Source organism: Pengzhenrongella phosphoraccumulans, assembly GCF_045689905.1.
Classification (GTDB): domain Bacteria; phylum Actinomycetota; class Actinomycetes; order Actinomycetales; family Cellulomonadaceae; genus Pengzhenrongella; species Pengzhenrongella phosphoraccumulans.
The window spans coordinates 325,855-337,984 of sequence record NZ_CP144210.1; the positions used below are offsets into that span (position 1 = coordinate 325,855).

The window sequence follows — 12,130 nt, forward strand, 5'->3', positions numbered from 1 at the left end:
GGTGGCTTCACCCTAGCGTCCGGGGGCTCCGCAACCGGGCAGATCGGGCGCCCGCCGGGCGCGCCCCGGGCGCGGCGCGCAGCTACAGAACGTTGACGGCCCGCGCCACGACCAGGGTCGCCAGGGCCAGGGAGATCAGCGACTCCATGATCATCAGGACCTTCGCCCAGCGTCGGAGCGCGGACACGTCCGTCGGGCCGAACGCCGTCGCGGTGTTGAACGACAGCGCGAGGTAGTCCACGAACTGCGGCCGCCACGAGGCCGGGGCGAGCTCGGGGTACGTCATCTCGGGGAACACGAAGGCAGGGTGGCGCAGGCCGTGCGCCGCGCGCGCGCCCGCGCCGCCGCCGTCGAAGTCCCAGAACCACAGCGCGAAGGCCAAGATGTTCGTCAGCCACACGATCGCGCCGGTCGCGAGCAGCTGGCTGGCGGTCTCGAACGTTCCTGACTTCAGGATGCCGTTCACGAGCCGAACGGCGGAGATCCCGTTCACGAGGGTGATCATCCCGATCATCAGACCAGTCGTCACCCGCAACCAGCGTCGGTCCCGATCGATCAGGCCTGGGTCGCCGGCGATGAGCACCACCAGGAACACGACGAGGAACGCCGGGTAGAGCCAGTGCGGCGCGACCCGGAAGTGCTCCGGGAGCAGCTGGTGCAAGATGCCCGCGGTGAGCGCCGCGGCCGCCATCGGCCACCGATGCTCCCCCACCGTGCGCGTTGCACCCTGCTCACCGCTCGCGGCGGCGACGTCGTCGACCATCTCGGCTCTGACCACCCGCCGCCGCGCCGCGGAGCTCAGGCGTCGATCGACTTCATCTCCCGACCGTGCACCGTCACGGCCCAGATCACCAGCACGTCGAGCGCGATCATGATCGTCGACCAGACCGGGTAGGCCGCCATGAACCCGATGTTCACGATGGCACTGACGAACGCCACCAGGACAGCGACGACCCGGGCCCACATCTGACCGGTGAACAGCGCGATCCCGGCGATCGCGACCAGCGACCCGAGGATCACGTGCGTCCAGCCCCACTGGGTGTAGTCCAGCTGCACCGTCAGCCCGCTCGCACCGACGAGGTAGTACTCGTCCTGGACGAGCGCGATGATGCCCTGGATCACGTGGAAGACCCCGAGCAGCAGCATCATCGTGCCGGCGAAAGCGATCCAGCCGACCCACCCCGAAGGTGCTGGCTCGGTCCGCCACGACGCTTCCTGCTCCGTCTCGTGCCGTATGTCACTCATGTCAACTCCTTCTCGATGTGAACTTGAGTGCCAGCACCAGCGTCGTCCGGGGGCGAAGCCAGCGGCCTCATCCGCCGGGGGTGAGAGTCCGAGGCACCCGTTCACCCAGTCCGGATGATCGATCGAGCTCATCGACGCCGTCGTCCTCGTCCGGAACACCGACGGCAAGGTCCGGTTCGACGAAGACCGCGGACCCCAGCGGGAAGAAGTGGGCCACGCGGGGCGCCATCGCGGGCGGGCTCGTCGGGGGCGCCGTACGGCAGGACGTCACCGCCGGGGTCAGCCACGGGTGAGTGGGAGCGGGTTCTCAGCGGGCGCATAGGCAGGGGTCAGGGCGCACCCAGAGCGCCGGTGCATCGTCATGGGCATGAAGCGCATCGTTGTCGCCACCGGCACCACCCTCTCGGGCCTCGTGCTCCTGCTCTCCTACGGGACCAGCATCGCTCACCTGGCCAACGCGGCCACGGCGAGCACCAGCACCGCCGGGAGCGCCACCTCGTCTGCCCCCGCCGCAACCGGGACGACGACGTCCGCGACCGCCACCTATGACGGCGCGGCCGCGTCGACGCAGTTCGGCGACGTCCAGGTCCGGGTCACGGTGACCGCCGGCAAGGTCACCGCCGCCGAGGCGATCAGCTACCCGAACTCGAACGGTCACGACCAGCAGATCAACTCGTACGCGATCCCGGTGCTCAACAAGGAGGCCGCGGCCGCCGGCTCTGCGAACATCTCGATGGTCTCGGGCGCGACCTACACCAGCGGTGGCTACGTGAAGTCGCTGCAGAGCGCGCTCGACCAGGCCGGTCTCTGAGCAGGAGATCCGGTCGCCTCTCAGCCGGGCGTCGACGCTCCGGTGCGGATCGCCTCGCGCGCCTCGGTCCGCAGATCCTGGACCGTCCGACCCGATCCGCCCACGAGGGTCGCGATCCCGGTCGACCGGAGCTCGACCGCGATGCGTTCGGCGGCTGGGCCGACGGCATCGGTCGTCACCGTGATGACCGCCAGGTCGACGTCGTGCTCAGCGCAGAAGCGTACGAGCTCCTCGCCCGGCAGGTCGCTGCCGAGGTGCTGAACGGCCCAGTTGTCCGCACGCAGCGCGGCCGCCGCCATGGCCGAGGGCAGGTTGTGGAGGTCCCCCGACATCGCGGCCACCACGACGTTCCCCCGACGCCGGCCCCGGGGTTCCGGCTGGACGTGACCGAGCAGTCGCTCGACGATGGCCGACGCCCGGTGCTCGACCCAGATGGAGGATTCCCCGGCACGCCAGGCCGCCCCGATCCTTCGTAGCGCCGGCGAGACGACGTCCTGCAGGACGGTGGCGAGCGGGACGCCCTTCTCGATCAGCGTCGTGGCAATGCGGCGGGCAGCCGACTCGTCCCCCGCGACGAGCGCGACATGCAGACGCTCCGCCTCCCTGTCCAGGTGCTCAGCCCGGTGCGCCGACCTCCCTGCCCGCGGCACTGCGGGCTCGTCTCGATGCCGCGCGAACTCCGCCAGCGCCGCGCGGTCGATGACGTAGCGCCCGCGGACCATCGTGGCCGGCAGCACCCCCGACGTCACCCACTTGTAGGCCGTCTGGTAGTGCACTCCGAGCTCCCCGGCGGCTTCACGGAGCGGCAGTGAACGAGGGTCGACCACCTGCCGATCATAGCGATGAAACTCATAAAAAGTATATCTAGACTAAATCGGACTAAAACTGGTAGAGATGACTCCACCAGGTCCGGGCTTCCGCCAGGACACGTCCCAAGGAGCCACTGATGGATCCCATGCTCGTGCTGACCGCAGGGCAGTTCTCCCTCGTGTACAACGCCTTCTCGTTCGTCATCGCCTCGATGGGGGCGGCCTTCATCTTCTTCCTGCTGGTCCGCAACCGGGTCCGCCCGGCCAACCAGCTCGCGGTCACGATCTCGACGGTCGTCGTCGCGATCGCCCTGTACCACTACGTCCGGATCTTCGGCTCGTGGGAGGACGCGTTCTCCTATGTCGACGGCAGCTACGTCCAGGACGGCGCACCGTTCAACGAGGCCTACCGGTACGTGGACTGGCTCCTGACGGTGCCGCTGCTGCTCACCGAGCTGGTCATCGTGCTGAAGCTGGCCAAGGCCACGACCCGCAGCCTGCTGGTCCGGCTCTCCATCGCCGCGGTGGCGATGATCGCCCTCGGGTACCCCGGCGAGATCGCTGCCGTCGGGTCCGCGAGCCGCACCCTCTACGGGATCGCCTCGACGATCCCGTTCCTGTACATCCTCTACGTGCTCTTCGTGGAGCTCGGCCGGTCGCTCGGCCGCCAGCCGGCGGGGGTGCGCACGCTCGTCGACGGGCTGCGCTACATCATCCTCATCACGTGGGCCGTGTACCCGCTGGCCTACCTCTCCCCCTCGCTCATCAGCGACCCCGCCCAGGCCGAGGTCGTCCGGCAGGTGGGTTACTCCATCGCCGACGTGCTCGCCAAGCCCCTGTTCGGGCTGCTCGTCCTCGCGATCGCCATCGCGAAGTCGAAGGAGCAGGCAGTCGACGCAGGCCTCGATGCCGAGCTCACGACGCTCGACTCCCCGATCCAGCTCGACCGCACCTGAACCGGCCGGACGCACGGCAGGTCCCGGCCGATCGGCCGGGACCTGCCGTGGTGCCCCGCGAACGGGGGTCAGGCTCAGCTGCTCGTGACCTCCGCGTCCGTGCTGAGGGCCGCCCGCGCCGCCTCGAGGCGCGCGACCGGCACCCGGAACGGGGAGCAGGACACGTAGTCCAGGCCGGCGCGGTGGAAGAAGTGGATGGACTCGGGGTCTCCCCCGTGCTCACCGCACACACCGAGCTTGAGGTCGGGTCGTGCGGCCCGTCCCTCCTTGGCCGCGATCTTCACGAGCCGTCCGACGCCGTCGACGTCGAGGCTCTCGAACGGCGACACGGTGAACACGCCCTTCTCGAGGTACGAGGCGAAGAACGCCGCCTCGACGTCGTCACGCGAGAACCCCCAGGTCGTCTGGGTGAGGTCGTTCGTGCCGAACGAGAAGAACTCCGCCGCCTCGGCGATGCGGAACGCGGTCAGCGCGGCACGGGGCAGCTCGATCATCGTGCCGATAGGGATCGACAGGTCCACGCCCTGCGCCTCGCTGACCTCTGCCAGGACCCGGTCGGTCTCGTCGCGGATCAGGTACAGCTCCATGACCGACCCGACCAGCGGGATCATGATCTCGGCGCGAGGGTGCCCGCCCGCCTTGATCCGGGTCGCGACGGCCTCGGCGATCGCCCGGACCTGCAGGGCGAACAGGCCGGGGACGACCAGCCCGAGCCGGACCCCGCGCAGGCCGAGCATCGGGTTCGACTCGTGCAGCCGGTTGACCGCCGCGAGCATCCGGACGTCGTCGTCGGCCGGCTCCTGGCGCTCCTCGGCGCGCGCGACCTTGACCATCAGGTCCGCGCGGTCGGGCAGGAACTCGTGCAGCGGCGGGTCGAGCAGCCGGATCGTGACCGGCAGCGAGTCCATCGCGGTGAGCAGGTCGGTGAAGTCGGCCCGCTGCATCGGCAGCAGCGCCGCCAGGGCGCCCTCGCGCTCGGCATCCGTGGCGGCCAGGATCACGCGCTCGATCAGCACGCGCCGGTCACCGAGGAACATGTGCTCCGTGCGGCACAGCCCGATGCCCTGCGCACCCATCCGCCGCGCGCGACCGGCGTCCTCGACCGTGTCGGCGTTGGCCCGCACGGTGAGCCGGCGCACCTCGTCGGCGTGCTGCAGGATCCGATCGACGGCCATGACCAGCTCGGCCGTCTCGTCGTCGACCGCGTCGAGGGCCGCCTCGAGGCCCTCCTCGAGGTAGAGCACGACCGGGGACGGCACGACCGGGAGCTCGCCCAGGAACACCTCACCCGTCGAGCCGTCGATCGACAGCACGTCACCCTCGGTGATCTTCACGCCGCCGGCCTGGGCGTACCGAGCCACGGAGTCGACCTCGAGCCCGTCCGCGCCACAGACCGCGGTCTTGCCCATCCCGCGCGCGACGACGGCGGCATGGGAGGTCTTGCCACCGCGTGAGGTCAGGATCCCGGCCGCGGCGAGCATGCCCTCGAGGTCCTCGGGGTTGGTCTCGCGCCGCAGCAGGACGACCTGCTCGCCGCGCGCCGCCCACTCGACGGCGGTGGCGGAGTCGAAGACGACCCGACCCACGGCCGCGCCAGGCGAGGCCGCCATCCCGCGGGCGAACGCCGTCCGGTCCGCGGTGGGATCGAACTGCGGGAACATCAGCTGGGCCAGCTGGGCACCGGTGACCCGCTCGAGCGCCTCGTCCAGCGTGATCAACCGCTCGTCGATCAGCGCGGTCGCGATCCGGAACGCCGCCGCGGCGGTGCGCTTGCCGACGCGCGTCTGGAGCATCCAGAGCTTGCCGCGCTCCACGGTGAACTCGATGTCGCACAGGTCCCGGTAGTGCGTCTCCAGCCGGCGCATGATTTGGCGCAGCTGGGCGTAGGACTCAGGGTCGAGGGCGGCGAAGTCGTCGAGCGAGAGCGTGTTCCGGATCCCCGAGACGACGTCCTCCCCCTGGGCGTTGGTCATGTAGTCGCCGTAGACGCCCGGGCGGCCGGTGGCCGGGTCGCGGGTGAAGCACACGCCCGTGCCGGACGTCTCACCGAGGTTGCCGAAGACCATCGTGCAGATGTTCACGGCGGTGCCCAGGTCGTGCGAGATCCGCTCGCGGCGCCGGTAGAGCCGGGCGCGATCGGTGTTCCAGGAGTCGAAGACCGAGCGCGTGGCCATGTCGAGCTGCTCGCGCGGGTCCTGCGGGAAGGCCCGTCCGGTCTCCGCGAGCACGATCGCCTTGAAGTCGGCGACCAGGAGCAGCAGGTCCGCGGCATCCAGCTCGACGTCGGTCGCGACGCCCTTGGTCTTCTTCGCGGCGTCGAGCGCGGAGGCGAAGGCCTCACCGTCGATGCCGAGCACCGTCTTGCCGAACATCTGGATCAGCCGGCGGTAGGAGTCCCAGACGAACCGCTCGTCACCCGACGCCTCGATCAGCCCGAGGGCCGAGTAGTCGTTCAGGCCGACGTTCAGGACGGTCTCCATCATGCCCGGCATCGAGAACTTGGCCCCGGACCGGACGCTGACCAGCAGCGGATCGACGGAGTCACCGAGCCGACGGCCCACCTGGTCCTCGAGCCGCCGCAGCGCCATGGTCACCTGCAGCCGCAGGTCCTGCGGCTCGGAACCCTGCGCGAGGTAGTGCCGGCACGCCTCGGTCGTGATGGTGAAGCCCGGTGGCACGGGCAGCCCGAGGCGCGTCATCTCTGCGAGGTTGGCGCCCTTGCCCCCCAACAGGTCCTTCTGGTCTTTGTCGCCTTCGCTGAAATCGAACACGTACGAACCCACGGCAAGCCTCCGATGACTGTGGACGGCGCCGTTGCCTGCCCTTGCCGCGAGTGTAGGTCGCACCAATGCCACCGGGAGCCCAAATGGGCAGCATCGTGGACGTGGGGCTGGTCACCCCCGTCAGAAGCTGGTGCGCGCTCCGGCGAGCGCGACGAGCTCGCCCTGCGCGGCGAGCGACCGCCGTCGGACCTGGGCGAGACGCGCGCTCTCGGCCAGCTGCCCCTGCCGGCGGGCCGTGCGCTCGAGGCCCTGCAACCGGAACCGACGGTCCTCCGCGGAGACGTCCCACACGATGCGGGTGCGTTCCAGCTCCTTGGCCAGGATCAGTGCCTCGAGCTCGGCGAACCGGCGCGAACGGCCCATGGTCGACCAACCACCGACGTCCGGTGGACGGTTGACTCGGATCGTGGAGGTGCGGACGGACTCCGGTCGCCGCTCCTTGAGCATGGCCACGCGTGTCTCCCCAGACGACGCCTTGGGCGCTGACGAGTCCCGGTCCGAGAGTCGACAGTGACACCCGAGATGGCACTTCTCCGGGCCGAGGGACTGACCGTGAATCACGGCTAACTCCGGTATAGCACGTCTCCTGCGGAGCGCCAGCGCAGCCCGGTCACCCGGTGTTCTGCAGGCCCGCCGCCACGCCGTTGACGCTCAGCAGCAGCAGCCGGCGCACGTCCCCGACCTCGTCCGGGGCCACCCCGGCGCGCAGACGCTTGAGCGCGCGGAGCTGCAGCAGGGAGAGCGCATCGATGTACGGGCTGCGCAGCTGGACGGCGCGCCCGAGGATCCGCCGATGGGACAGGGTGCTGTCGGAGCCGGTGGTGGCCAGCACCCACCGGCGCGTGAGCCGCATCTCCTCGAGCACGAGCTCGGCCAGGTCCGGCCGGTCGCCGAGCGCGAGGTACCGCGCGGCGATGCGCTCGTCGGTCTTGCCGAGCGACATCTCGACGTTGTCTATCAGCGTCGCGAACAGCGGCCAGTCGGCGTAGGCGGCCTGGAGCTCGTCGAGGTCGCCGACCGCCGCGAGGGCGGTGCCCAGCCCGAACCAGCCCGCAAGGTTGGTCCGCGCCTGCGACCACGAGAACACCCACGGGATCGCCCGCAGATCGTCCAGCGACTCCACCGAGAGCCCGCGGCGCGCGGGGCGCGACCCGATGGGCAGGAGCCCGATCTCCTCGAGCGGGGTGACCTCGGCGAACCAGGCCGGGAACCCGTCGGCGCGGACCAGCTCGTAGAACCGGACCCGCGAGGTCTCGTCCAGCACCGATGCGAGGGCCGTGAACCGCGCGGTCGCAGCCGCGTTCCGCTTCTCCAGGGCCGGCGAGCCGGCGAGGAGGGTAGCGGCGGCGACCTGTTCGATGTGGCGCGCGGCGATCACCGGGTCGCCGTAGCGGGCGAAGATGACCTCGCCCTGCTCCGTGACCTTGAACCGACCGTCCACCGAACCGGGCGGCTGGGCCAGCAGCGCCCGGTTGGCCGGACCGCCCCCGCGCCCGAGCGCCCCGCCGCGGCCGTGGAAGAGCGTCAGCGTGAGGTTGTGCCGCCGCGCCCACTGCGTGATCTGGCTCTGCGCGACGTCGAGCGACAGCGTCGCGGCGACCGGCCCGACGTCCTTGGACGAGTCGGAGTACCCGAGCATGACCTCGACCCGGCGCCCGTTGGCGGCCAGGCGTCGCTGCACGGCGGGCAGGTCCAGCATCGCCTCGAGGATGTCGACGCTGGCGGCGAGGTCGGCGAAGGTCTCGAACAGCGGGACGGCGTCGATCACCGGGGCCTGGGCCGGGTCGGGGAACACCAGATCGGCCAGCTCGTACACGGCCGCGAGGTGCTCCGGCTTCTGCGTGAACGACACGATGTAGCGCCGGGCCGCCTCGACGCCGTGGCGGCGCTGGACGGCCCCGATCGCACGGAACGTGTCCAGCACGTCGGTGGTCCTGGCGGAGAGCGGGCCGTCGATGCCGAGCTCGGCGATCTCGGCGAGCGCGGCGGCGTGCACCTGGGAGTGCTGCCGCACCTCGAGCTCGGCCAGGTGGAACCCGAAGGTCTGCACCTGCCAGATGAGGCGCTGCAGGTCGCCGTACGCCGCACGCGGCGCGCCGCCCGCCACGAGCGAGCGCTGCACCACGGCCAGGTCGGCGAGGAGCTCGTCGGTCCGCGGGTAGGCAAGGTCGGCGTCACGGTTCTTCGTCGCCGCGATCCGCTCGGCCACGACGAGCAGGGCGCGCCGGTGCGGCTCGTTCGGGGAGTCGGCGGCCACGCGGGAGGTCAGGATCTCGGAGAGCTGCCGCTGGTGCTGCCACAGCGTGAGGAGCTCGGCCGAGGCCGGGGTGCCCGTGCCGTCGTGCGTGAGGGCGCGACCGGTGCGGCGCGCCGCCGTCTCGAGCGCGGCCAGGACGTGCTCGGACGCGAGCACGGCCGCGGCGCGGGTCACGTCCGGTGTCACGTTCGGGTTCCCGTCGCGGTCACCCCCGATCCAGGTGCCCAGGCGGATGAATGGCTGGACGATCGGGGCCTTGGCCCCGGCCGCGTCGGCCTGCAGCCAGTCGTCGAGGCGTCGGTAGACGTCCGGGAACACGTCGAAGAAGGTCGCGTCGAACACGGCCATGACGGTCCGCACCTCGTCGAGCACCATCGGCTTGGCGGCCCGCAGGGGGGAGGTCCGCCAGAGCACGTCGATCTCGGCGAGCAGCCGCCGCTCGTTCTCGGCCAGCGACGTCCCGCCCACGTGCAGCGCGTCGCGCTCGGCGACGAGGTCGGAGATCCGCCGGATCGCGGTGGCCACGGCGCGCCGGCGCGCCTCGGTGGGGTGGGCCGTGACGACCGGACGGAACTCGAGCTCCTGCAGCCGCGCGATTGCCGCGTCGAACCCGATCTCCTTGGCCAGCTCAGCGACGGCTGCCGGCAGGGAGTCGTCCGACGACAGCTCGTGCGGGGCAAGCACCGACTCGCGGCCGTGCAGCGTGCGCACGCGGTGGTACTCCTCGGCGAGGTTCGCCAGGTGGAAGTAGCAGGTGAAGGCGCGCGCGACCTGTTCGGCGCGGGCCGGGGCAAAGCCCTCGACGAGGGTCTCCGCCTCGATGAGCGCCTCCATCCCCTGCTCGTCATGGGCCCGGATGGTCAGCTCGCGCAGCCGCTCGACGTCAGCGAGAAGCTCGGCGCCGCCCGCCTCGCGGAGCACGGTGCCGAGGAGGCCGCCGAGCAGCCGGACGTCGTTGCGCAACGCATCGGGGACCTCGTGCCGAGCGAGGCCGCGGCGGGCGTCTTGCGGGGGGTTCGGAACAATCACAGTCGAGACACTAGGTCAATGACGTCCCGGGCGAAGCGGACGACCAGGTGGCGGGCACCTCAATAGTTGCAATGTCGACTAATTGCGTGCTCTACTACGGTCATGATTCTTGCCCGCTTGGTCCTCGGCCTGCTCAACCTCGCTCCGATGACCGGCTACGACCTCAAGAAGGTCTTCGACTCGAGCATCAGCCACTTCTGGGCGGCCGACAAGGCACAGATCTACCGCACCCTCACGGCGCTGGTCGCGGACGGCTACGCCACAGTCGAGGTCGTCCCGCAGGCCAACTACCCCGCCCGCCAAGAGCACCACATCACGGACGCGGGCCGTGCCGTGCTGACCCAGTGGCTGAGCTCAGAGCTCGTGCCGCACGCCGCACGCGAACCCTTCCTCGCCCGCGTCTTCTTCGCCGGTAGCCTGCCGCGGGACGCGGTGCTCGACCTGCTGCACGAGCGCCGCACCGAGGCCGAGGCCACCCTCGACCGGTTCACGCTCAAGCGCGAGAGCCTGCGCGCGGCGGCGCACGACCGCGCGAGCTACCTGACGATCGCCACGCTGGACAACGGCATCGCGCACGTGCGCGCCGAGCTGGACTGGCTGCGCGTGGTCGAGGACGGTCTCCCGTGACCGCCGCCTACCCCGTCGAGCACGGGCTCCACGGCGACACCTCCATCGTCTTCCTGCACGGCGGCAACGTCGCGAGCTGGATGTGGGAACCCCAGGTCGCCGGCCTGACCGACTTCCACGTGCTGACGCCCGACCTGCCGGGGTTCGGCGCCCGCGCCGAGGAACGCTGGACCGACCTGGCCGGCACGGCCGCGGACGTCGCGGCCACGATCGCCGCGCGCGCCCGGGGTGGCCGGGCCCACGTGGTCGGCCTCTCGCTGGGCGGCGTGGTCGCCACCCGGCTGCTGGCGAACCATCCCGAGGTCGTGCAGTCGGCGCTGATCAGCGGGGTGCCGCTCGCCGGCGTGCAGGGCGCCACCCGCCGACTGGCGGACCTGCAGTTGCAGTTCTGGGACCAGCGCTGGTTCTGGCGGGCCCAGGCGCGCGCGTTCGGGCTCCCCGCCGACGCGCGAGCCCTCTTCGTCGAGCACGGGCTGAGCGTCTCGCGGGCCACCGCCGAGCGGGTGCTGCGCGAGGTGTACGACGGCGGCGTGCCCGCGGGGTTCGACCGGTTCCCGGGTCGGGTGCTCGCGATCGCCGGCGGCAAGGAGTCCGCGTCCGTGCGCGACTCCTTCCCCGACCTGCTCCGCGCCCTGCCGACCGCGCAGTGCCGGATCGCCCCCGGGATGCACCACGCGTGGAGCATCGAGGATGCCCCCCTGTTCACCGACGTGGTGCGCCGGTGGGTGTCCGACGGCGTCGTCGACGCGCGGTTGCAGCCCGTCACCTAACCAGACCCGCGGTCCCCGACGGGCGTCCCGCCCGCAGGTTCGGGGGCACGAGCGCGGCGCGGCCGGGCGTACCGTCGGCCAGGTGGCATCCGCAGCAGGGCAGTCTCACCGCACGACTCACACTCCCGTCGTCACGATCCTCGCCGGTGCGGGGATCTCGACCGGGTCCGGCATCCCGGACTTCCGCGGGCCCGACGGCGTGTGGACGCGCGACCCGGGGGCGGCCCAGCTTCTGGAGTACGACCGATACGTCACCGACCCGTCCATCCGCCGCCGCACGTGGCAGATGTGGCGGGACAGCCCCGTCTGGCAGGCCGAGCCGACCCCGGCGCACTTCAGCCTCGTCGAGCTCGAGCGGGCCGGCGCGCTCCGGGCGATCTGCACCCAGAACTTCGACGGTCTGCACCAGCGCGCCGGATCGTCGTCGGGCATGGTGCTCGAGCTCCACGGCAGCCTGACCGGCTCGCGCTGCCTGGGCTGCGGGACGACCGAACCCACCGCCGGGATCCTCGCCCGGCTCGAGGCGGACCCCGATCCGCACTGCGCGCACTGCGGGGGGCTGCTGGCCACCGACGTGGTGATGTTCGGCGAGCCCCTGCCGGCGGCCGCGTTCGATGCCGCCATCGATGCGGCGGGCGCCTGTGACGTGTTCGTCGTGGTCGGCTCGACCCTGACGGTGCAACCAGTGGCTAGCCTGACGACCGTGGCTGTCGAGGCCGGTGCCCGCGTGATCATCGTGAACGCCGAACCGACGCCGTATGACCGCATCGCCGACCGGGTCGAGCGCGAGCCGATCCAGGAGGCGCTGCCTGCCCTGGTGCGCGAGCTGCTCGCCAGCTGACC

11 protein-coding genes are annotated in these 12,130 nt (G+C 71.2%); 5 read left to right on the forward strand and 6 right to left on the reverse strand.

Annotated features, from left to right (window positions below; all coding sequences use genetic code 11):
• Window positions 1-82: 82 nt before the first annotated feature.
• Both VTA80_RS01610 and VTA80_RS01615 read right to left on the reverse strand, forming a co-directional pair.
• Window positions 83-763, reverse strand: coding sequence for a hypothetical protein (locus VTA80_RS01610; protein WP_407343680.1), 681 nt, complete (start codon window positions 761-763; stop codon window positions 83-85).
• A gap of 35 nt (window positions 764-798) precedes the next feature.
• Window positions 799-1,245 carry a hypothetical protein gene (locus VTA80_RS01615; RefSeq protein WP_407343681.1) on the reverse strand — a complete coding sequence of 149 codons (447 nt, stop codon included), beginning with the start codon at window positions 1,243-1,245 and terminating at the stop codon, window positions 799-801.
• 367 nt (window positions 1,246-1,612) lie between these two features.
• Here VTA80_RS01615 and VTA80_RS01620 point away from each other — a divergent pair, with 367 nt between their 5' ends.
• Window positions 1,613-2,056: an FMN-binding protein gene (locus tag VTA80_RS01620; protein ID WP_407343682.1), complete on the forward strand. Its 444-nt coding sequence runs from the start codon at window positions 1,613-1,615 to the stop codon at window positions 2,054-2,056.
• A 20-nt stretch (window positions 2,057-2,076) separates the two neighbouring features.
• On the opposite strand, the gene VTA80_RS01625 is transcribed toward VTA80_RS01620, so the two are convergent.
• Window positions 2,077-2,883 carry a B12-binding domain-containing protein gene (locus VTA80_RS01625; protein ID WP_407343683.1) on the reverse strand — a complete coding sequence of 269 codons (807 nt, stop codon included), beginning with the start codon at window positions 2,881-2,883 and terminating at the stop codon, window positions 2,077-2,079.
• A gap of 119 nt (window positions 2,884-3,002) precedes the next feature.
• Between VTA80_RS01625 and VTA80_RS01630 the strand changes: the two genes are divergently transcribed.
• Window positions 3,003-3,821: a bacteriorhodopsin-like gene (locus VTA80_RS01630; protein WP_407343684.1), complete on the forward strand. Its 819-nt coding sequence runs from the start codon at window positions 3,003-3,005 to the stop codon at window positions 3,819-3,821.
• A 74-nt stretch (window positions 3,822-3,895) separates the two neighbouring features.
• Here VTA80_RS01630 and ppdK read toward each other — a convergent pair whose 3' ends face one another.
• From ppdK to VTA80_RS01645, 3 genes are all read right to left on the reverse strand, one after another.
• The gene (ppdK, locus tag VTA80_RS01635) at window positions 3,896-6,604 is read right to left on the reverse strand and encodes a pyruvate, phosphate dikinase (protein WP_407343685.1); all 2,709 of its coding nucleotides are present in this window, start codon (window positions 6,602-6,604) and stop codon (window positions 3,896-3,898) included.
• A 120-nt stretch (window positions 6,605-6,724) separates the two neighbouring features.
• Window positions 6,725-7,057 (reverse strand): hypothetical protein, encoded by a 333-nt coding sequence (locus VTA80_RS01640; protein ID WP_407343686.1) that lies wholly within the window; start codon window positions 7,055-7,057, stop codon window positions 6,725-6,727.
• Window positions 7,058-7,214: 157 nt separating this feature from the next.
• On the reverse strand, window positions 7,215-9,890 hold the full coding sequence (locus VTA80_RS01645) for a phosphoenolpyruvate carboxylase (protein WP_407343687.1): 2,676 nt from the start codon (window positions 9,888-9,890) through the stop codon (window positions 7,215-7,217).
• Between the two features lie 102 nt (window positions 9,891-9,992).
• Here VTA80_RS01645 and VTA80_RS01650 point away from each other — a divergent pair, with 102 nt between their 5' ends.
• The 3 genes from VTA80_RS01650 (at window position 9,993) to VTA80_RS01660 (ending at window position 12,128) form a co-directional block, all read left to right on the forward strand.
• Window positions 9,993-10,517: a PadR family transcriptional regulator gene (locus VTA80_RS01650; protein WP_407343688.1), complete on the forward strand. Its 525-nt coding sequence runs from the start codon at window positions 9,993-9,995 to the stop codon at window positions 10,515-10,517.
• On the forward strand, window positions 10,514-11,287 hold the full coding sequence (locus VTA80_RS01655; RefSeq protein WP_407343689.1) for an alpha/beta fold hydrolase: 774 nt from the start codon (window positions 10,514-10,516) through the stop codon (window positions 11,285-11,287). The genes VTA80_RS01650 and VTA80_RS01655 overlap by 4 nt, the downstream gene beginning before the upstream one ends.
• An 82-nt stretch (window positions 11,288-11,369) precedes the next feature.
• Window positions 11,370-12,128: an SIR2 family NAD-dependent protein deacylase gene (locus tag VTA80_RS01660; protein ID WP_407343690.1), complete on the forward strand. Its 759-nt coding sequence runs from the start codon at window positions 11,370-11,372 to the stop codon at window positions 12,126-12,128.
• Window positions 12,129-12,130 lie beyond the last annotated feature (2 nt).

Excerpts from the sequence above, each read along its gene's own strand:
- VTA80_RS01630 (WP_407343684.1), top strand. The coding sequence starts at position 3,003 with ATGGATCCCATGCTCGTGCTGACCGCAGGGCAGTTCTCCCTCGTGTAC.
- VTA80_RS01620 (WP_407343682.1), top strand. The coding sequence starts at position 1,613 with ATGAAGCGCATCGTTGTCGCCACCGGCACCACCCTCTCGGGCCTCGTG.
- VTA80_RS01615 (WP_407343681.1), bottom strand. The coding sequence starts at position 1,245 with ATGAGTGACATACGGCACGAGACGGAGCAGGAAGCGTCGTGGCGGACC.
- VTA80_RS01610 (WP_407343680.1), bottom strand. The coding sequence starts at position 763 with ATGGTCGACGACGTCGCCGCCGCGAGCGGTGAGCAGGGTGCAACGCGC.
- VTA80_RS01650 (WP_407343688.1), top strand. The coding sequence starts at position 9,993 with ATGATTCTTGCCCGCTTGGTCCTCGGCCTGCTCAACCTCGCTCCGATG.